The 18938-nt window shown below is 70.7% G+C and carries 23 protein-coding genes; 16 read left to right on the top strand and 7 right to left on the bottom strand.

All coding sequences use genetic code 11. The features are described 5' to 3' along the window. Nucleotides 1-77 precede the first annotated feature (77 nt). From N553_RS0105690 to N553_RS24155, 4 genes are all read left to right on the top strand, one after another. Entirely contained in the window at nt 78-533 is a 456-nt protein-coding gene (locus N553_RS0105690; RefSeq protein WP_028045722.1) for a DUF6623 family protein, read from the top strand. Nucleotides 534-580: 47 nt separating this feature from the next. Then, the gene (locus tag N553_RS0105685) at nt 581-1198 is read left to right on the top strand and encodes a hypothetical protein (protein ID WP_028045721.1); all 618 of its coding nucleotides are present in this window, start codon (nt 581-583) and stop codon (nt 1196-1198) included. 71 nt (nt 1199-1269) lie between these two features. Continuing rightward, nucleotides 1270-1980, top strand: a complete 711-nt coding sequence (locus tag N553_RS0105680) for a YcnI family protein (RefSeq protein WP_028045720.1) — start codon at nt 1270-1272, stop codon at nt 1978-1980. Next, nucleotides 1977-2573 carry a copper resistance CopC family protein gene (locus N553_RS24155; RefSeq protein ID WP_051639857.1) on the top strand — a complete coding sequence of 199 codons (597 nt, stop codon included), beginning with the start codon at nt 1977-1979 and terminating at the stop codon, nt 2571-2573. Before N553_RS0105680 ends, N553_RS24155 begins: the two co-directional genes overlap by 4 nt. Nucleotides 2574-2591: 18 nt before the next feature. Here N553_RS24155 and N553_RS24150 read toward each other — a convergent pair whose 3' ends face one another. Both N553_RS24150 and glsA read right to left on the bottom strand, forming a co-directional pair. Continuing rightward, entirely contained in the window at nt 2592-3488 is an 897-nt protein-coding gene (locus N553_RS24150; protein ID WP_156043711.1) for a CAP domain-containing protein, read from the bottom strand. Between the two features lie 28 nt (nt 3489-3516). Next, nucleotides 3517-4521: a glutaminase A gene (gene glsA / locus N553_RS0105665; RefSeq protein WP_028045718.1), complete on the bottom strand. Its 1005-nt coding sequence runs from the start codon at nt 4519-4521 to the stop codon at nt 3517-3519. An 89-nt stretch (nt 4522-4610) separates the two neighbouring features. Here glsA and N553_RS21315 point away from each other — a divergent pair, with 89 nt between their 5' ends. Next, nucleotides 4611-5483, top strand: coding sequence for a DNA-3-methyladenine glycosylase (locus N553_RS21315; RefSeq protein ID WP_034620693.1), 873 nt, complete (start codon nt 4611-4613; stop codon nt 5481-5483). Nucleotides 5484-5544: 61 nt separating this feature from the next. Here N553_RS21315 and N553_RS21310 read toward each other — a convergent pair whose 3' ends face one another. After that, nucleotides 5545-6759, bottom strand: a complete 1215-nt coding sequence (locus N553_RS21310) for an MFS transporter (RefSeq protein WP_051639855.1) — start codon at nt 6757-6759, stop codon at nt 5545-5547. A gap of 132 nt (nt 6760-6891) precedes the next feature. On the opposite strand from N553_RS21310, the gene N553_RS21305 reads away from it, so the two are divergent. Beyond that, nucleotides 6892-8043 carry an AI-2E family transporter gene (locus N553_RS21305; protein ID WP_081844376.1) on the top strand — a complete coding sequence of 384 codons (1152 nt, stop codon included), beginning with the start codon at nt 6892-6894 and terminating at the stop codon, nt 8041-8043. A 57-nt stretch (nt 8044-8100) separates the two neighbouring features. On the opposite strand, the gene N553_RS0105645 is transcribed toward N553_RS21305, so the two are convergent. Together N553_RS0105645 and N553_RS0105640 are read right to left on the bottom strand one after the other, a co-directional pair. Further along, nucleotides 8101-8586, bottom strand: coding sequence for an SRPBCC domain-containing protein (locus tag N553_RS0105645; protein ID WP_034620691.1), 486 nt, complete (start codon nt 8584-8586; stop codon nt 8101-8103). Next, complete coding sequence (locus N553_RS0105640) at nt 8583-8918, bottom strand: metalloregulator ArsR/SmtB family transcription factor (protein WP_028045716.1); 336 nt, start codon at nt 8916-8918, stop codon at nt 8583-8585. The genes N553_RS0105645 and N553_RS0105640 overlap by 4 nt, the downstream gene beginning before the upstream one ends. A 235-nt stretch (nt 8919-9153) precedes the next feature. On the opposite strand from N553_RS0105640, the gene N553_RS0105635 reads away from it, so the two are divergent. Further along, a complete protein-coding gene (locus tag N553_RS0105635; protein ID WP_028045715.1) occupies nt 9154-9717 on the top strand; it encodes a hypothetical protein in 564 nt (187 codons plus the stop codon). Between the two features lie 207 nt (nt 9718-9924). Here the strand turns inward: N553_RS0105635 and N553_RS0105630 are convergent, their stop codons facing one another. After that, entirely contained in the window at nt 9925-10578 is a 654-nt protein-coding gene (locus tag N553_RS0105630; RefSeq protein WP_231505175.1) for a LysE family translocator, read from the bottom strand. A 38-nt stretch (nt 10579-10616) separates the two neighbouring features. On the opposite strand from N553_RS0105630, the gene N553_RS0105625 reads away from it, so the two are divergent. Together N553_RS0105625 and N553_RS21300 are read left to right on the top strand one after the other, a co-directional pair. Beyond that, a complete protein-coding gene (locus N553_RS0105625) occupies nt 10617-11243 on the top strand; it encodes a hypothetical protein (RefSeq protein ID WP_028045713.1) in 627 nt (208 codons plus the stop codon). Nucleotides 11244-11302: 59 nt separating this feature from the next. After that, a complete protein-coding gene (locus N553_RS21300; protein WP_231505174.1) occupies nt 11303-12217 on the top strand; it encodes a diacylglycerol kinase family protein in 915 nt (304 codons plus the stop codon). Here N553_RS21300 and N553_RS0105615 read toward each other — a convergent pair. Beyond that, nucleotides 12214-13008 (bottom strand): arylamine N-acetyltransferase, encoded by a 795-nt coding sequence (locus N553_RS0105615; protein WP_051639853.1) that lies wholly within the window; start codon nt 13006-13008, stop codon nt 12214-12216. The two genes, N553_RS21300 and N553_RS0105615, sit on opposite strands and share 4 nt — an antisense overlap. Before the next feature lie 217 nt (nt 13009-13225). Between N553_RS0105615 and N553_RS21295 the strand changes: the two genes are divergently transcribed. From N553_RS21295 to N553_RS0105580, 7 genes are all read left to right on the top strand, one after another. Further along, nucleotides 13226-13651 (top strand): DUF5684 domain-containing protein, encoded by a 426-nt coding sequence (locus N553_RS21295; protein ID WP_051639852.1) that lies wholly within the window; start codon nt 13226-13228, stop codon nt 13649-13651. Nucleotides 13652-13741: 90 nt separating this feature from the next. Then, nucleotides 13742-14554 (top strand): putative protein N(5)-glutamine methyltransferase, encoded by an 813-nt coding sequence (locus tag N553_RS0105605; protein WP_028045711.1) that lies wholly within the window; start codon nt 13742-13744, stop codon nt 14552-14554. 71 nt (nt 14555-14625) lie between these two features. Then, a complete protein-coding gene (locus tag N553_RS0105600; RefSeq protein WP_028045710.1) occupies nt 14626-15033 on the top strand; it encodes a DUF3224 domain-containing protein in 408 nt (135 codons plus the stop codon). Nucleotides 15034-15180: 147 nt separating this feature from the next. After that, nucleotides 15181-15567 (top strand): helix-turn-helix transcriptional regulator, encoded by a 387-nt coding sequence (locus N553_RS0105595; RefSeq protein WP_028045709.1) that lies wholly within the window; start codon nt 15181-15183, stop codon nt 15565-15567. Then, nucleotides 15560-16051: an SRPBCC domain-containing protein gene (locus N553_RS0105590; RefSeq protein WP_051639851.1), complete on the top strand. Its 492-nt coding sequence runs from the start codon at nt 15560-15562 to the stop codon at nt 16049-16051. Before N553_RS0105595 ends, N553_RS0105590 begins: the two co-directional genes overlap by 8 nt. A 61-nt stretch (nt 16052-16112) precedes the next feature. Next, a complete protein-coding gene (locus N553_RS0105585; RefSeq protein ID WP_028045707.1) occupies nt 16113-16691 on the top strand; it encodes a hypothetical protein in 579 nt (192 codons plus the stop codon). Between the two features lie 207 nt (nt 16692-16898). Then, nucleotides 16899-18824, top strand: coding sequence for a hypothetical protein (locus N553_RS0105580; RefSeq protein WP_028045706.1), 1926 nt, complete (start codon nt 16899-16901; stop codon nt 18822-18824). The last annotated feature ends 114 nt before the right edge of the window (nt 18825-18938 follow it).

The raw sequence follows: 18938 nt of genomic DNA, 5'->3' as shown, positions 1-18938 counted from the left end.
GCCGCCCGCGTATCACGCGGGGTGGGTGGGGGTTCCTCAGTCGGAGAGCGAGACGCCGACCAGGGGAAGGAACGACCATGTCACTGCATGCGAGCTGGGTGCACGGAAACGCGATGACCGTGGAGAGTCCGGAGAACTTCCGCCGGGTCGGCCACTTCGGCTGGGGCGCAGACGTGTCACCGGTGCCCGGCAAGGCGAGCTGGCTCCACGTGCCGCTCCCGACGCCCGTCATCACAGGGGACGTCCGGACGTCCGTGCAGCGGTTCTTCCTCCTGTTCAACGCGGAGGGCTGCGAGATCCGCAACGTCCACGTGTACGACGGGTCGGGGAAGGTGCAGGAGCTCAACGGGCTCAGCCTCCGGGGTGAGCACCGGACCGGTCTCGACGCGTCCAACACGTTCGACCTGTCCGCCCCGCACTCGGTCGTCTTCGGCATGGGGCTGACGTTCTTCCTGCAGTCCGACATCGGGTTCGACACCAACATCGACACCCGGTTCATCCTCGCGACCGCCGGCGGGGACTTCTTGGCCTGAGAGACCCGGTCCGGAGGGTCCGGGCGCGCGCCGGTACCGTTGCGCCCGTGCCCGCACCCACGACCGGACCTGCGCGCCTCGCGCGTGCGTTCGTCGTCGCCGTGAGCACGGTGCTTCTGGCCCTCGGCGCGCACGTGCTGGGCGGTGGTGACGTCCCGACGACGACCGTGCTCGTGCCGCTGGCGGCCGTCACGCTCGCCGCCACCGTTCCGTTCAGCGGTCGACGCATCGGGGTTCCCGGTGCGGTCGCACTCCTCGGTGCCGGACAGCTCGGGCTGCACCAGTCGTTCGACAGCCTCGCCGGTGCCATGGGCTGTGCGCCGGCGGCAGACATGGGGAGTCATGCGCACGCCGTGCAGGTTGCCTGCACGGCGTCGTCGCAGCACGCGGTCGGTCCGAGCGATGGCGTCCCGATGCTCGTCCTGCACGTCGTCGCGACGCTGGTCACCGCCACGCTGATCGCCGGGATCGACCGTGCGCTGTCCTGGATCGGTACCTGGATGCGCCCGCTCGTCGCCCTGCTCGCGCCCGTGGCGCTGCCCGCCTCCGCGGTCCTGCGGGTGCGCGACGCGACCGTGCACCGCGCCGTCGGCCGGCGCGACCTCGGAGTCCTTCCGCTCCGCGGGCCACCGACGTCGCCCGCGCACGTCGCGCTGGCCGCCTGACCTCCGCGGAGGACGGGGTGGTCGGTGCGTGCGCACACGCGCCACGCCGACCACCCACCCTGGAGCACCCCATGTCTTCGATCCATCGCCGTGCCCGAGTCGCGTCCATCGCGGTCACCGGCCTCGCCCTCGTCGTCCTCCCAGCGGCCGCTGCGTCGGCCCACGTCCACATCGATCCCGACGAGACGACCGCGGGCGGGTTCACCGTCCTGACCGTCCGCGTCCCCAACGAGTCGGTCGCCGCCGCCACCAGCAAGGTCGTCGTCGACCTGCCCACCGACACCCCCCTGCTCTCCGTCTCGACCCGGCCGGTCCCCGGCTGGACGGCGAGCGTCGCCACGGCGCCGCTGCCCGAGCCGGTCGACTTCTACGGCACGACCCTCACCGAGGCGCCCGCGACCGTCACCTGGACCGCAGAGCCCGGCAACGAGATCGCGGACGGTCAGTTCCAGCAGTTCGAGATCTCTGTCGGTCCGCTGCCCGAGGCGGGCACCGAGCTGGTTCTTCCCACGCATCAGACGTACACGGACGGCACGGTGGTTGATTGGGCTGACGCGACGCCGCCGTCCGGTGAGGAGCCCGGGCACCCGGCCCCCGCGTTCACGACGACGGCCGCCGAGACGCAGGGACAGAGCCACCCGACGGAACCGTCCAGCGGCTCGGCCGGTGCCGAGACCTCGGACCCCGTGGCCCGCGTGTTCGGCCTCGCCGGTGTGCTGCTCGGGGCGGGTGCACTCGTGGTCGCCCTGGTCTCGGCGCGCCGCCGTAGGGTCGACGCGTGACGGTGCCGGGGTCGGTGCAGGCCCAGCCCGGGCGACGGGCGCGGTTCGGCGTGCCGCGGCGGTCCACCGCTGTCGCCCTGACCGGCCTCATGGTCGGCGGGGTGCTCGGCGTCGTGGGTGCCTCGAGCGCGCAGGCGCACGACGTGCTGCGCAGCTCCGACCCCGCCGACGGCTCGACCGTGCAGACAGCGCCCGAGCAGGTGACGCTGACGTTCGACGAGCCCGCGATCGCGCTCGGAACTGAGGTCGAGGTGCGCAGCCCGGACGGGACGCTCGCGAGCGACGGAGACCCGGTGCTCGTCGACGTGACGGTCGCGCAGAAGCTCGGCGGTGAACTTCCGGCGGGGCGCTACACGGTCAGCTGGCGGGTCACGTCCGCGGACGGCCACCCGATCACCGGCGACCTGACGTTCACGGCGACCACGGCGACCACCCTCGGCGACACGACACGACCGTCGCCGCCCGGCGCCGAGGCTCAGGACTCGGGTGGTGGATCGGGCGCCCCCGTCGTCGTCCTGGTCGTGATCGCCGCCGTCACGACGTCCTGGCTGCTGTGGCGACGGCGGCGCCCCCGTGACGTGCCTGGGGGGTAGAGCGCGGTCGAGCGGTGGTCAGCCGAGGAAGAGCTGTCCGCAGAGCTGACCCTTCGGGCCGAGCGTGCACGCGACACCGATCTCGGTGAAGCCGGGGTTCAGGATGTTGGCCCGGTGCCCCTCGGAACCCATCCAGCCCGCGACCGCCGACGCGGCGTCGGGATAGCCGAGGATGAGGTTCTCGCCGATCGAGTGCGGCATCCCGCAGGCTGCGATCACCGGGTCGAGCGAGTCGTGCTCGAACCGTCCCTCGGTGACCAGCACCGCGGTGCGGCCGGCCGACTGGCTCGTGAGGCACGGGTTCGAGGTCAGCGGCTGGAGCCCCCGGTTGGCCCGTTCGACGTTGGTCAGCCGGACGATCTCGTCGCTGAGCGACAGCGGGGGCGCGGCCACCACCGGCGGCGCAGCCGGCACGGCGGCGGGCGGTGGGGCGGCGGCCTGCGTCGGCGCCGACGCAGGGGGCGCGGTCGCAGTGGCGGTCGCTTGCGGCGTCGGCGACGTGCTCGGCGCGGGGGCCGCGCCCACCGTCGGGCCGGTCGTCGGGAGGTCCGTCGCGACCGTGGGAGTCGGTGTGCTCGCGCTGGGCTCGGCGGTCGCCTCCGTCGTGGGTGAAGCTGTCGCCGGCGAGTACCCGAGCTCGTCGGCCGTGAGGTCCGCGTTCGGCCCGCTGGCCTCAGACCCGTCGCCTCGGGTCGTCGCCTCGGAGCGCTGGACCCACGCCACGGGCACCGAGATCAGGGCGACGGCGAGCACGCACAACGACACGATCCGCGCGACGTACCAGGCAGTCGAGCCGGTGCTCCGGCTGTGCTGCGGGCCCGGCGGCGGTCCCGGCAGCACGTACCGCGGGCGAGGCGGCTCCTGCGAGAGCGGCACTCGCGCCGGTGTCTCGTCTGACGAGGACGAAGGGGGCATTCCGGGAACGCTAGCGGTCTCCGGGGGGTCAGCGGGAGCCCGCACCTGGTTCTGGACGCGATGCGAACAGGTTCAGACCGAGGGCTCCCGACAGGTACCGGGTGGCCAGCTGGCCACGGACGCTGTTCCCCGCGGCGTCGAGGCGGGGCGAGAACGTGGCCAGCGACCCCTTGCCGGGCACCACCGTGACGATGCCTCCTGACACCCCGCTCTTGCCCGGCAGGCCGATGCTGAACAGCCACTCGCCGGAACGCTCGTACAGGCCGCTCGTCGCCAGAGCGGCGAGCACATAGCGGCACACCGACGGGTCGACCACTCGCTCGCCGGTGACCGGGTTGACGCCGCCGTCGGCAAGCGTCGCGCCCATGACCGCAAGGTCCTGCGCCGAGACTCGCAGTGAGCACTGCCGTGTGTAGACGTCGGTGACCTCGAGCGGGTCGTGGACGATCCGGCCGTAGCTCTCCAGCAGGCGGGCGATGGCCTGGTTGCGTCGGTTGTGGGCCGCCTCGGAGGCGTACACGTCCTCGTCGAGCACGAGCGGGCGGCCCGCGAACGCCGACAGGCCGGCCTGCACGAACGACCACTTGTCGTCGGCCGACTCGCCCGGGGCGAGGCTGGTCGTGGTCAGCGCACCCGCGTTGACCAGGGGGTTCATGGGACTGCCACCGTTCAGCTCGAGCGCCATGACAGAGTTGAAGGGCAAGCCCGTGTTGTTCACGCCGACGGCCTCGAGCACGGCCTCCGGTCCGAGCGCGTCGCACACCAGAGCGAACACGAAGGCCTTGGAGACCGACTGGATCGAGAACTCGTGCAGCGCGTCGCCGACGCTGTGCGAGGCGCCCGCGACCGAGACGATGCTCAGTCCGAACAGGTTCGGGTCGGCCTGCGCGAGGACGGGGATGTAGTCCGCCACGGCGCCCTCCTCGACGAGGGCGTACCGGTCGTGCGCTTCTTGCATGAGCTGTTCCACCAGCTCACGCCGCGGCAGCGTGCCCGTGGAGACCACATCCGGGTCGATGTTCTCGCTCGTCATGTGCCCATAGGAGCACAGGTCAGCGAGTCGGCGGGCCACAGTGGGGGTGCCCCGACGGGTCTGTCGGTCGTCGGGCCTAGCGTTCGAGCATGTCGTCGTCAGCGCTCCGCACCGAGATCCCCGTGCACGGCCGGTTCGACCTGGAGCAGAGCATCGGCTTCGGGTTCGGCGGTCGCGAACCGGGTGGAGGGTCGGTGATGCGTCTCGCGTTCTGCCTCGACGGGTACACCGAGCAGGTCGCTGCGGCGGTGACGCAGCCGTCGGCGCAGGTGCTGCACGTCGAGGTGCTCGGTGAGGCGGAGCCGCGGCGCGTCGCCGACCACGTCGCACGCGTGCTCTCGGTGGACGTCGACGCCACCGGGTACGACGCGCTCGGTGCCCGCGATCCGGTCGTCGGCGCAGTGCAGCGCAAGCGCCCCGGACTGCGCCCGCCGCTGTTCCACTCCGCGTACGAGGCCCTGCTGTGGTCCGTCCTGTCGGCGCGCAAGCCTCAGCGGCAGATGGCCGCGGTCCGCGACCAGCTCGCGCGGGCGCACGGCCGGGTGTTCGCCGTCGCCGGGCAGGACGCTGCCGCCGTCCCGCTGCCGGAGCAGCTGCTCGCCGTGCGGGAGTTCGACGCGATCCCGGAGATCAAGCTGCGCCGGATGCACGCGATCGCCCGTGCCGCGCTCGACGGTGCGCTCGACACCACGACGCTGCGCGACCAGGATCCCGACCTGACCCGGGCTCAGCTTCAGACGTTCGAGGGGATCGGGCCGTTCTACGCGGAGCTGGTCCTGGTCAGGGCGCTCGGCCACACCGACGTGCTCCCGGTCAACGAACCCATGGTCCGTGGCGCTGCCGCGACGGCTCTGGGAGAGGACGCCCCGCTCGACGCCGACCGGTTGGCGCAGGTGGCCGAGGCCTGGCGGCCGTGGCGGACGTGGGTCGGCGTAGCACTCCGGGCGACTTCGGGCCTCTGACTGGGCACGCCCGCGGTCCGACGCAGTCGCGGCACGGCCATCACGCGCCGCCGATGCGTCGTCAGGTGATGGAGGGCTGGTCGGCGGGCTCGAGGGTCGGGGCTGCCGAGAAGGCTCGCCGGGACACCAGGACGACGACCAGCCCGGTCGCGGTGATGCCTGCCCCCACGTAGGGGAGCCACCCGAGACCCGGACCGGCCAGCACGAGCCCGCCGAGTGCTGCACCGCCGCCGATCCCGACGTTCGCCGTGCTGTTCACGAGCGCTCCGATGACGTCCGGGGAGGCACCGTGGGTGCGGATGGCGGCGGTCTGGAACACCGACGCGACTGCTCCGAAGCCTGCGGACCAGACCGCCGCAGCGGCCAGCACCCCGGCGAGGGAGGGATACGCGACACCGACCGCGAGCAGGCCCAGCGCCACCGAGGACAGGACGAGGATGGTGCTGCGCCGCAGGTCCCTGTCGAGCGCCGCCACCGCATAGGCGGTGCCGATGAGCCCGAGGGCGCCGAGGGCGAGCAGCACGGGACCGACCGCCGCCTTGCCGAGTCCCGCGGCAAGCAGGAGCACCGCGATGTACGTGTAGACGGTGTAGTGCCCCAGGTAGGTCAGCGAGTTGGTCGAGACGACCACGGCCAGCCGTGCGCGGTTGGTGCTGCGTGCCTCGTCCGCGGCCGGAGCCCCACCGCCCGCGACCGCTGGCAGGAAGAGCGCCACCAGGACGATCGCGACGCCGCACGCCGCGCCGAGGACCGCGAACGCCGTACGCCACCCGACGGCGGCGCCGAGCGCGGTGGACAGCGGGACGCCGAGCACGAACCCGGCGGAGGCGCCCGCGGTGACCAGCGCCAGGGCCCGACCCGTGAACTGGTCGCGCACCAGGCGGGAGGCGTACCCGATGGCGACGGAGAAGAAGATGGCGTGCGCGATGCCCCCGAGTGCGCGCGCACCCGCGACCACCCCGAACGACGGTGCGACGGCGACCAGCGCGTTGCTCAGCGTGTAGGCGACGAGCGTGCCGATCAGCAGTCCCTTGCGAGGGAGCCGCCGAGTGGCCAGCACGAGCGGGACGGCGAGGGCCGCGACCATGAACGCGTACACCGTGACGAGCAGGCCGGCGATCGACTCCGTCACCCCGAGGTCGTCGCTCATCTGCGGCAGCAGGCCGATGGGGACGAGCTCGGTGGTGATCGCGACGAAGGTTGCGAGCGCAAGGGCGACGATGCCGCCGGCGGCGGCGCGGACGGTGCCGGGCTGCCAGAGGTGCTCGCTCGTCACGCTCGCATGCTTCCACGCGCCGCTGACATCGGCCGAGCGCGGGGGAAGGTCCCGCGTCGCGGCCCGGACATCTTGTATCTTGCGAGCGACCCGTCCGGTCAACATCCCGCACCACGCGAAGGAGCGCGCCTGATGGCTTCGCCTCAGGGCCTCGCGCCCGCCACCCGCACGCTGCTCACGCTGGCCGCGTTCGTCGTCACCCTCGCGGGGCTGCACGCCGCCGGTGGCTTCCTCGCGCCGATCATGCTCGCGGCGGTGCTGGTCATCATCTGCCACCCGCTCCGGATCCCGCTCGAGCGCCGCGGCTGGAAGCCCTGGATGGCGACGACGGCGGTCATCGTCACCGTCTACCTGATCCTCGCGATCCTCGTCGCGATGCTCGTGTTCGCCGGTATCCGGTTCGCGGACCTGATCGGCGACTACAGCGACGAGCTGCAGACGTCGCTCGCGGACCTCACCGACTGGCTCGCGTCGCTCGGCGTGAACGAGGACACGGCGTCGACCATCACCAGCGAGATCAACCCGTCGCAGGTGGTGGACGCGGCGACGTCGGTGGCGAGCACCGTGCTGAGCATCGCGGGGTCGTTCTTCTTCGTCCTCGCCTACGTGATCTTCATGGGCGTCGACGCGGCCCGTTACGACCGCGGCCGACCGGTATTCCTGGCGACCAAGTCCGACATCCTCGACCGGGCGACCATCTTCAACCGCGGGGTGCGCAGCTACTTCGTCGTCAGCGCGACCTTCGGCGCGATCGTTGCCGTGATCGACGGGCTGGCGCTGTACTGGCTCGGCGTCCCCGCCGCGGTGGTGTGGGCGATCCTCGCGTTCGTCACCAACTTCATCCCGAACATCGGGTTCGTCATCGGCCTGATCCCGCCCGCGCTGCTGGCGTTCGTGGTGGGCGGTTGGCAGCTCGCACTCGGGGTCGTGGTCGTCTACTGCCTGGTGAACGTCACGCTCCAGGTGATGGTGCAGCCGCGGTTCGTGTCCGACGCGGTGAACATCACCCTCACGCTCAGCTTCGTCTCGGTCGTCTTCTGGACCTTCATCATCGGTCCGCTGGGCGCGATCCTGGCCGTCCCGATGACGCTGCTGACCCGCGCGATGCTGCTGCAGAAGAGCGGGACGAACGCGTTCTACTTCTGGATTTCCGGCGAGACGGGTCCCAAGGAGCCGAGCAGCCCGGACGACGCGGTTCCTGAGGGACCGGTCCCGGTCATCGACGGCGGTCCATCGGCGGTGCCGGACGACAGCCCGCCGACGGCTGCCGAAGCGCCCGCCTAGAGGTCCTGGCGCGCCTGGAGCTCTCGGTGCGGCTCCAGGCGAGCCATGAGGCCCCGTCTAGCGCGTCAGGAACGCGGCGATCCGGTCGAAGGCGCCGATCCATGCCATCGAGGCGAAGAAGTCGCGCACCTCGACGGACGGGAAGCCGCTCTGCACGACGGTCATCAGCGTGCCGCCGTCGACGGGCTCGAACGTGATGTCGATGTGCGTCGACATCGTCATGCCGTCGGGGCTGCTGCCGGTCGACTCGGTGACGAGCCGTCCGACACCGTCGGCCGCCGGTCGGTCGATCACGACGAACGTCTGCGTCTCCCGGAACAGGTTGTCGCGGTCCGGTCCCCAGACGGCGGTCTGCACGCCGCCGACGCGCAGGTCGGTCTCGATCTCCACGATGCCGGGCGTCTCGTCGAGGATGGAGAACCAGATCTTCTGCTTCTCTGCGTCCGTGTAGGCGTCGAACACCTCGGCGGGCGTCGCGGGCAGCACGCGCGTGAGGCGCAGCTCGATCGTGCCTTCGTCTGTGGTCGATCCGGTGGTGGTCATTCGTCCGTCCCCTTCTGCAGTGTGAAGTAGGCGTCCAGGCCGTCGAGTCGACGCTCCCAGAGCCGCTGGTAGTAGGTGATCCACGCCATGGCGTCGTCCAGTCGCTCGGTGCCGAGACGGCACTGCCGGGACCGGCCGACCTTCTCGGTGCTCACCAGGCCGGCGTCCTCGAGCACCTGAACGTGCTTCTTCATGCCGGTCAGGCTCATCTGGTGCGGTTCGGCGAGCTCGCCGATGGTCGCGGGACCCTCGCCCAGCCGGACGAGGATGTCGCGACGCGTCGAGTCGGCCAGCGCCGAGTAGAGCCGATCGAGCAGCTGTTGCTGAACCATGCGGTTCACCATACGACACTGAACCAGATGGTGCAACAACGGCGCACCCATCGAACCCTGTCGAGCCGGACATGACGTCACTCTCTTCGCGGACCCGTGACCGGTTGACGGCCGACAAACCGGGGCGCGCGTCTGCCGAGAACAATCTGTCCCCGCCCAGCGGCGCCCGACCGCCGCGCCGCGGCCGGCCCGGAGCGGATCGTCGAAGCCGACCTGGGGCAACGATGATGAGCGGGTGGACATGCCCGAAGGCACGCTGTGGAAAACCGACACGCTGGGGCCAGACTGGCGACGCTGGGCTAAGTGGTTGATCGCCGTCACCGCGATCGGTGCGGCCGGTCTGCTTGTGATCCGCCTAGAAGAGCGCGTTCTCGGCTATACGCTGACCGGCCTGGCGGTGCTGCTGCTGGTGATCGCCGTGCCTCTGTGGGTGTATGACCTCACCAGCGCCGTGGAGGTTCGCGTGGTCGAGGAGTCCGAGCCGGTGATCTGGATCCGGACGGTCGGTGGTCGCCAGGACCGGTTCACCCCGGATGCCATCGCGACGGTCACCCTGGTGTGCACTCCGTTCGACCTTGGCTCCGACTCAGATGAGATGGAACGGGCGATTTTCAGCCGGAAGTACCGAAAAGCCGTGCTGCGCCTGCGGACACGCAGCGGGCGCCGCGTGCACGGGCGGGCTGCGCCCTTCGTCAGCAAGGACGAGATGGACCACCTGATGGCCGAGTGGCGACGTGTGTGTCCGGGGGCTCGGCAGAACCTCGAATACCGCTTCGTCGCCAGCGGCACCGGCGACTGAACTCCCGGCGGCTCCACCAACAGGTCGGAGATGGCGCAGGGAACGACATCGTCCGCTTCGGCCTGCTGCCCGGCGAGTGTCCCGCGCTGGGGCTGTGAAGGTGCCCTTCCCGGGAAGGGCGCGAGTCACGTGATGTGCCGAGGCGTGGCCCGAGGACCTGCGTCGCAGGCTCCACCCGAGCCGCATCAAGCACGGTCGTGATCCGTGTCAGCGGTCGGTGAGAGCGAGCTTGGTGCCGAGCGCGACGAAGGCGCCGGCGAACGTGCGACGCATCCACAGGACGACGCGCGGCCGGCTGACCACCTGCGACCGGACGGCCGCCGCGAGCGCGCCGTACACGCCGAACACGACGAACGTCTCCGCCATGAAGACACCGCTGAGCAGCGCCATGTGCGCCAGCGCGCCCGGCTCGTCGGGGTGCACGAACTGCGGCAGGAACGCGAAGAAGAAGATGGTCAGCTTCGGGTTGAGGATGTTGAGGAGGATCGCCGACCAGATGACCCGGCCGGCGGACCTCTCCCTCGGGCCCTCGTGGACCGTGATCTCGCTGCGGTCCCGCCACATCCGCACTGCCATGAACAGCAGGTACGCGACGCCGAGCAGCTTGAGCGTCTGGAACGCGACCGCGCTCGCGTTGAGGACCGCTGCCAGCCCGGTGATCGCGGCGACCATGTGGGGGACGATGCCCAGCGTGCAGCCGAGCGCCGCTACGAGGCTCGCGCGGGTGCCGCGGCTGAGCCCGGCGCTCAGCGTGTAGATCACGCCGGTTCCGGGCGTCGCGACGATCACGAGCGAGGTCAGCAGGAACGCGAGGGTCACGACGCCACCGTTCGAGTCGGGCCGGGTCGGGTCGGTACCCATCCTGCACCTCGGCACGCGAGGTCCGACATGATGGAGCGATGTCGTTCTTTCCAGCTGTCGACCCGCGCCACGGCGATCCCGAAGACCTCGACGACGTCCTGGTGCTCGAGCCGGCGTGGGCGGGCCACCCGGTCGACGAGCTTCCGGGGACACTCCCGATCGTCGTCGAGCTCGGCCGGTCGGCCTCGACGGCCGTGCACCTCGAGGATGTGCGCGCCTACTCCGAGGGTGTGGTGTTCCGCATCGCCGTGCGGATCCGCCGGACAACGGTGCGTGAGCGCTCGCGCGTCCTCGGCCAGCTCGACATCACGCACGGGCGGGGTTCGTTCCATCTCGCCTTGCCGGCCGGTGGCCTGCGCTGGGGTTTCGAGTACGCAGACGGGCGCCGTGTGACCACCCTCGACAGCTCGCCGTGGTCGGCGGTCCCCGCCGACGCCGATCCGGTGGACTGGACACCGACCGAACCGATCATGGACGGTGCGAGCCAGCCGATGCACTACGCCGAGCGGTGGGCGCGTGACGTGTGGCTCTGGCCGCTCCCACCCGAGGGCGACCTGCGTGCCGTGTGCGCGTGGCCGGACCGGGGCGTCGCGGAGACCAGCTCGATCCTCGACGCGACGTCCATCCGCGCCGCCGCGGCCCGCGCCCGCCCGCTGTGGCCGTGAGCGATAACGTCACACGCGCCCCGGTGGCCGCGGCGGTGGCTCACCGTCAGACTCGCCCGGTGACCACCGAGCCTGCCGCACGCGCGAACCAGTCCCAGCGGTCCGCCGTGATCGTGAACCCGAACCGTGTGACAGGGGTCGACGAGCTCCGGGCGGCCCTCGACCAGCAGGTGATCGACGCCGGTTGGCCGGTGCCCGTCTGGCTCGAGACGACTGCCGAGGACCCGGGCACCGGCCAGGCGCGGCAGGCGGTCGCCGACGGCGCCGAGGTGGTGTTCGTCGCCGGCGGCGACGGCACGGTCCGCGCGTGCATCGAGGGCTTGGCCGGGACGGACGCCGCGCTCGCTGTCCTGCCGGGCGGCACGGGGAACCTGCTGGCGGGCAATCTCGCCATCCCGAGCAAGACCGCCGACGGGGTGCAGATCGCCCTCGACGGCGGCCGCCAGGCGGTGGACGTCGGGGAGGTCGACGGCCAGGTTTTCGCGGTCATGGCGGGGATGGGCCTCGACGCGGCGATGGTCGACGACGCTCCGACGGCGCTCAAGGCGCGGGTCGGTGCCCTGGCCTACGTCTACTCGGCCCTCAAGCACCTGGCCGACAACGAGATGCGGGTCGAGGTCCGCGTCGACGACCTCCCCGTGCTGCGGCGACGTGCGAGCAGCGTCCTCGTCGCTAACGTCGGACAGCTGCAGGGAGGCGTGAACCTGCTGCCGGACGCCGAGCCGGACAGCGGGCAGATGGAGGTCGCCGTTCTCGCGCCACGGAACCTCGGGCACTGGGTTCAGCTGGCCCTCGGGGTCCTTCTTCGGAGGAAGCGGGTGCCCAACATGGAGATTCTCAGGGGCTCGCGGATCGTCGTGACCAGCGACCGCCAGCACCCTCGGCAGCTTGACGGCGACGTGATCGAGCCGTCGGACACGCTGGACGTCACGGTGCGGCCGGGCGCCTTGTGGGTCTGTGTCGACCAGTCCTAGAAGCGCGCGGCCAATACGGCGAGCTGCTCCGGAGACAGGGTCAGGCCCATGTCTCGCAGTACTCCGTCGAGGGCGTCGTCGGCGACCTTGGTGACGGACTCTCGTCCGGCAGGCGACTCGACGACCAGCTCCCGGCCCGTGAGCATGTGCGCCAGCGACTCGTCCTTGCGCTGGACGACGAGCTGCGGTGTGAACCGGGATGTCGGCGACGTGGACGTGACCCAGTTGGCGGCCGCGACGTCGACGAGGAACGTGTCTTCGTGCGGGACGGTGTAGTGCGTCAACCAGTGGCCGGAGCGCTTCTCGCGCAGCTGCCAGCCGCCGTCAGCGAGCAGGAGGGTGCGGAAGGTCCACCCGCCCTGCGTCGACTCTGCCCCGTCGACCAGCGGAACAGGGACCAGCAGGCCGGAGCCGTATCCCGTGTCGGCCAGGTGCCAGGTGTCGTCGACCAGCACGAAGAGGACAAGGTGGGAACGGGGTCTGGGCGTGACGGACGGGTCGCCGATGCGCGCGAGCCTGCGGCGGACGGTGTACCCGAGGCGTTCGAGGGCCGCTCCCAGCAGGAGGGCGTGCTCGTAGCAGTAGCCGCCGCGCAGACCGTGGACCAGCTTGCGCTCGACGTCGGGCAGGTCGACGCTGACGCCCCGATCGAGCAGGACGTCGAGGTTCTCGAACGGGATGGCGGCCAGGTGCGCGCGGTGGATCTCGGCGAGCGTGCCGGCAGCGGGTTGCCCGATGCGGGCGAGGTAGGCGTCCAGATCGAGCCTGCCGGTGTCCCACTGGTCGGTCACGAGACGTCCCGGGACGCGCAGGACGGCTCGGACGGTGAGCGCGCGGTCGTCGTCGCACGGGTGCCGGGGAACATCCGCCGAGAATAAAGCCGATCACATATGGACACCCGTCCACATTCACGCCCGGAGGCGCGCGGAAGCGAATTCTCGGCGACGTCGACACATCCATCCATGAATTGGCCCACCGAGCGCGCGCGTTCTGGCTACTGTTCGCCGCATGCACTCACTCATCCATGACGTCGCCGTGACCACGACCTCCGCGGACATCCCGTGGGCCGCGATCTACCTGGGCATTCTGATCGGCTACGCCATCGGCGTCCTGCCGCTCTGGGTGGTCTTCGCCAAGGCCGGCGAGGCCGGGTGGCAGGCCCTCATCCCGATCTGGAACACCCTCGTGCTTCTCAAGATCGCGGGTAAGCCGATGTGGTGGATCCTGCTTTTCTGGGTCCCCATCCTGGGTCTGGTTCTGTACATCTTCATGCTGAACGGGCTGTCGCTGTCGTTCGGGCACGGACCCGGGTTCACCGTGGGCCTGGTGTTCCTCGGTCTGATCTTCATGTACGTCCTGGCGTTCGACTCGAGCCGCTACGAAGGTCCCGGTGGCGCCAGGCTGCCCGCTCCGCTGGGCTACGCCACCGCCTGACCGCGTCCCCGCACGACGGCCGCACCTCACCAGGGGTGCGGCCGTTCGTCTGCGGCCTAGGGTGGGCGGTCCCGAGCCAGAGAGGACGCCGTGACGGACCTGACGTACGAAGCGGTCGTGCAGCTGCTGCGCACGGCCGGTTGCGTGTTCGCCGAGGACGAGGCCGCACTGCTCCTCCAGTCGGCGCAGTCGCCCGCCGAGCTCGCCGCGATGGTCGACCGCCGCGTCGCCGGCGAGCCGCTCGAGGTCGTCGTCGGCTGGGCCTCGTTCTGCGGCCTGCGGATCGAGATCGACGCCGGGGTGTTCGTCCCGAGGCTGCGGACCGAGTTCCTGGTCGACGAGGCGGCGCGGCTGGTCGAGCTCGTGCGGCTCGTCCTGCCGTCCGAGGAGCCAGTCGTGGTCCTCGACCTGTGCTGCGGGTCGGGCGCGCTCGGCGTCGCGCTCGCGGAGACCCTCGATGCCGACGTCGAGCTCTACAGCGTGGATGTCGACCCCGTGGCCGTCGCGTGCGCCCGCCGCAACGTCGCCCCGGTCGACGGGGTGGTGTTCGAGGGTGACCTCGACGCGCCGCTGCCCGACCACCTGCTGGGCCGCGTCGAGGTGCTCCTGGCCAACGTGCCGTACGTGCCCAGCCGTGTGATCGGGAGCATGCCCCCGGAGGCGCGGCTGCACGAGCCGCGGGTGACGCTCGACGGTGGTCCGGACGGGCTCGACGTGCTGCGCCGGGTCGCCGAGCTGGCGCCGAGGTGGCTCGTCCCTGGAGGCCACGTGTTCGTCGAGACGAGCGAGAGCCAGGCCGACGAAGCGTGCGCGGCCTTCGAGGCGGCAGGGCTCACGGCCCGGGTAGCGGTCGACGTGGACCGCGAGGCGACCGCGGTCGTCGGGACGCTGCTGCCGGAGTAGGCCTGCGGCGGTCCGGGAGCCAGGTCGAGCTCGCCGCGGACGATGTCGGTGGTGCTCGATAGCGTGCACCGATGATCACCGAGGGAACGTTCACGGTCAGCGGGTTCACCGGGGTACCGGTCGAGGTGCCCGATCCGGTGCAGACGGCGCTCGGTGTCGGAGTCGCGACGATGGAGAAGCGGTTCGAGGGTGCGGTCGAGGGGCGTTCGACCACCCTGTTCACGTCGGCCTTCGATCCCGCGCGCGGCATCGGTACCTACGTCGCACTGGAGTCGTTCGACGGATCACTGGACGGGCGATCCGGCACGTTCAACTTCGCGCACGCGGCCACGACGAGCGGCAGCGACCGGTCCGGCGAGTTCTTCACCATCGTGGCGGGTAGCGGCACCGGTGAGCTGGCAGGCGTCGCGGGGCACGGAGCTCTCGTGGTCGACCCGGACGGCACCCACCGGATGCGGTTCGAGTACACCCTCGGGTGAGTGCCCCGTTCTGAGCCTCGAGCGGCACCGGTGCCCCCGGTCGCTCGGTGTCAGGCCGAGCCGGCGGCACGGGGCCAGGTTGACGCGTAGGAAAAAACCTACGTATTCTGGCTGCGTGCCGAACCGACCGAGCGGAGACGACCTCTGATGCCACGACGGCTCAAGGACTCGACCCTCGACCGGCTCTTCGGCGCGCTGGCGAACCCGACCCGGCGCGACGTCCTGGACGCGCTGCTGACGGGCGAGAAGACCGTGACGGAGCTCGCGGCAGCGTTCGAGATGTCGCGGCCGAGCGTCTCCGAGCATCTCGCCGCGCTCCGGGAGAGCGGGCTCGTCACGGAGCGGTCCGCAGGCCGCAACCGGTTCTACACCGTCACCGCGGAGCCGTTGGCGGACCTTGCCGGATGGCTGACGCCGTACGAACGGTTCTGGCGCGGCCGGCTGGCGGCGCTCGGAACGGTGCTCGACCAGATGGACCACGACGAACCCACGACGCACGACGAACCCACGACGAAGGGCCGCAACGATGAGTGAGCAGGGAACGACGGGCTGGGAGCTGCCGGCGCAGGACGAGACGGCGGACCCGACGACGATCCGCGTCGACCAGTTCTTCCCGCACCCGCCCGAGAAGGTGTGGCGTGCCCTCACCACGCCGGACCTGCTGGCGCAGTGGCTGATGACCAACGACTTCGTGCTCGAGGTAGGCCACCGTTTCACCATGGCCGGTCGACGAGTCGAGGCAACCGGCTTCTCGGGCACCGTCGCGAGCACCGTTCTCGCGATCGACGCGCCTCGGATGCTCCAGGTCACGTGGACCGACGCGGCCGCCGAGGACCTGGTCCCGACGACGGTCACGTGGACGCTCGAGGCCGAGGGGCACGGGACGAGGCTGTTCCTCGAGCACGCGGGCTTCGACCCGGACGACGAGATCGCCCAGCTCTCCCGTCGGATCATGGGCGGCGGGTGGCGCAGCATGATCCTCCGCCGCCTGTCGGAGGTGCTCGACACCTCGGCGTGACGCCGCCCGGCCGTCGGCGGCAGCCATTACGCTCGCCAGCGGTGTCGACGGAAGAGGCGTGATGACGATGACTGCAGGCCTGACCGGCGCGGCGGCAGCCCAGGGGACGGGCGCGGTGCACGGCTTCGCGGGCGCAGTGCTGCCGATGGCGGCGTCGCAGCCCTGGTACGAGGTCGTGACCTCGGTCGCCACGCTCGTCGCGGCGCTCGGGGCCATCGGCGCGATCGTCGTGGGCATCTTCACGATCCGGCAGCGTGCCGAGTCCGACGCACGGGCGCAGTGGTGGTCGCGGGTCCAGTGGGCCGTCGACCTGTCGTTCGAGGAGGAGCGGTCACGGCGGACCGTGGGGTTCGAGGCGCTCGCGCTGCTCGCGCAGTCGCCCCTCGCGCGTGCGGGAGACGTCGAGTTCCTTCGAGGCCTGACGCTCGACACGCTGGCGGCCGTGCAGTCCCGAGGTGAGGGTCCCTTCTCGCTGGAGGACGCCTCGCAGACCGTGGAGGGCGTCTCGAGCCAGAGCCACCGGGTGACGGTCGGCCGGGACGAGGTCGCGGCAGCACGCCTGCGTTCGGTGACCGATGCGGCCCAGAATCTGGCGACGCCCGGCTGGATCGACGAGCTTGCGAGAACCCGGTCGACCTGAGCCCTGGCGGATCGAGCAGAGCCGACGCGCCGGCACCTACCTAGCGGTAAGAGTTACTGCCCTGTAAGGGTTGACAGCCGCCGCCCGTTCGGTACGTTTTGTCCCGGCCGGCATCATGTGTCGGTTCACGGCGCCAACGACGGTGCCCCCTGTCCGCAGGGCCCCCCGTCAGGACGACGTGCCCCCTGTGCGGAGAGAGGTACGCCCATGAACCTGCGTCCACGCGAGAATGCTCCCAACCCGATGTCACGGCATCGTCCCCGGGTCCTCGCGGCTGTCAGTGCCACCATCGCGCTCGTGCTCGTCCCGCTGGTCGCGGCACCCGCCGGGGCCCACGGCGGTGGAAACGCGCCCGTAGACCTCGGCGCGAACACGATCATCTTCGACCCGAGCCAGCCGATCGACGAGATCCAGGCCACGGTCGACGCCATCGCCGCACAGCAGGTCGACGCCCACTTCGGGGACGGCCGCTACGCGATCCTCTTCAAGCCGGGCACCTACGGCACGGCAGAGAAGCCGCTGCGCTTCCAGGTGGGCTACTACACCGAGGTCGCCGGTCTGGGCCAGGACCCCGGGGACGTCGTCATCAACGGCGCCATCGAGGTGTTCAACCGGTGCTACCCGACGGCGCCCGGCGCCCCGACGGACTGCACGGCCCTGAACAACTTCTGGCGCGGCATGTCCAACCTGAGCATCGTCCACACCAACGCGGCCGACACCGACGGCTGCAAGGGCAGCGCCAACTTCTGGGCGACGTCGCAGGCGGTCTCGCTGCGTCGCGTCGCCATCTCGGGCGGCAACCTGTCTCTCATGGACTACTGCTCGGCCGGCCCGCAGTACGCGTCCGGCGGCTACATCGGGGACTCGAAGCTCCCGTTCGTGGTCAGCGGTAGCCAGCAGCAGTGGCTGACGCGCAACAGCTCGCTCGAGGGCTGGAGCAACAGCGTCTGGAACCAGGTGTTCTCCGGTGCCACGGGGGCGGTCCCGGCGGCCGACTTCGGACCGGGCGTTCCCACCGGCACCCCGCTCACCAACAAGTACACGGTCCTGCCGACCACCCCGGTGTCCAAGGAGAAGCCGTACCTCTTCCTCGGGGCCGACGGGAAGTACAACGTGTTCGTCCCGTCAGCGCAGACCAACTCGTCCGGCACGTCGTGGGCGAACGGCCCGACGGCCGGCAAGGCCCTCCCGCTGAGCTCGTTCTACGTCGCGAAGCCGGGTGACACGGCGTCGAAGATCAACGCGGCGCTCGCCGTCGGCAAGAACCTGCTGCTCACGCCCGGCGTCTACCACGTCAACCGCACGATCAACGTCCTGTACCCGAACTCGGTCGTGCTCGGCCTGGGTCTGGCGACGATCGTCCCGGACAACGGCGTGACCGCCATGCAGACGCTCGACGTCCCGGGTATCGACATCGCCGGGATCATGTTCGACGCCGGCACGGTCAACTCGCCCGCACTCCTGCAGCTCGGCACCAAGGTCTCGACGCTCGACGGCAAGCTCAAGAAGCCGCTGCTCAGCAGCGCGAGCAACCCGACGGCCGTGCAGGACGTCTACTTCCGCATCGGCGGCGAGCACGTGGGCAAGACGACCCAGAGCCTCGTCGTCAACACGAACCAGACCCTGATCGACCACACGTGGGCCTGGCGTGCCGACCACGGCGACGGAGTCGGCTGGACGGTGAACACGGCGGACACCGGCGTGCTCGTCAACGGCAACGACGTCACCGCGACGGGCCTGTTCTCCGAGCACTACCAGAAGTACAACGTCGTCTGGAACGGCGAGCGTGGCAAGACGATCTTCTTCCAGAACGAGCTCCCGTACGACGCCCCGAACCAGGCCGCGTGGCAGCACGACGGTCTCCTGGGCTGGGCGGCGTACAAGGTCGGCGACAAGGTCAAGACCCACGAGGGCTGGGGCATGGGCAGCTACATCTACACCAACGTCGACCCGACCCTGCACGCCACCCAGGCGTTCGAGGTCCCGACGACCCCCGGGGTGAAGCTGCACAACATCGAGACCATCTCGCTCAACGCGGCCGGAACGATCGACCACGTGGTCAACGGGTACGGGGACGCCGTCACCCCGACCTACCAGGGTCCGAGCGTGGTCCAGGAGTGGCCGCTGCCGTGATCTGAGCTGCTCCACCAGTGACGCCCGAGCCCGCGGTCGAGGACCGCGGGCCCGGGCGTCACCGTGTGTCTGGACATCTCGTCGCACGATCGTGTCGAAGACGTCCCCGAGCCG

The sequence above is a fragment of the Cellulomonas sp. URHE0023 genome, assembly GCF_000688475.1.
In the GTDB taxonomy this organism is placed as follows: Bacteria; Actinomycetota; Actinomycetes; order Actinomycetales; family Cellulomonadaceae; genus Cellulomonas.
This window is presented reverse-complemented; position numbering and strand designations above follow the sequence as displayed.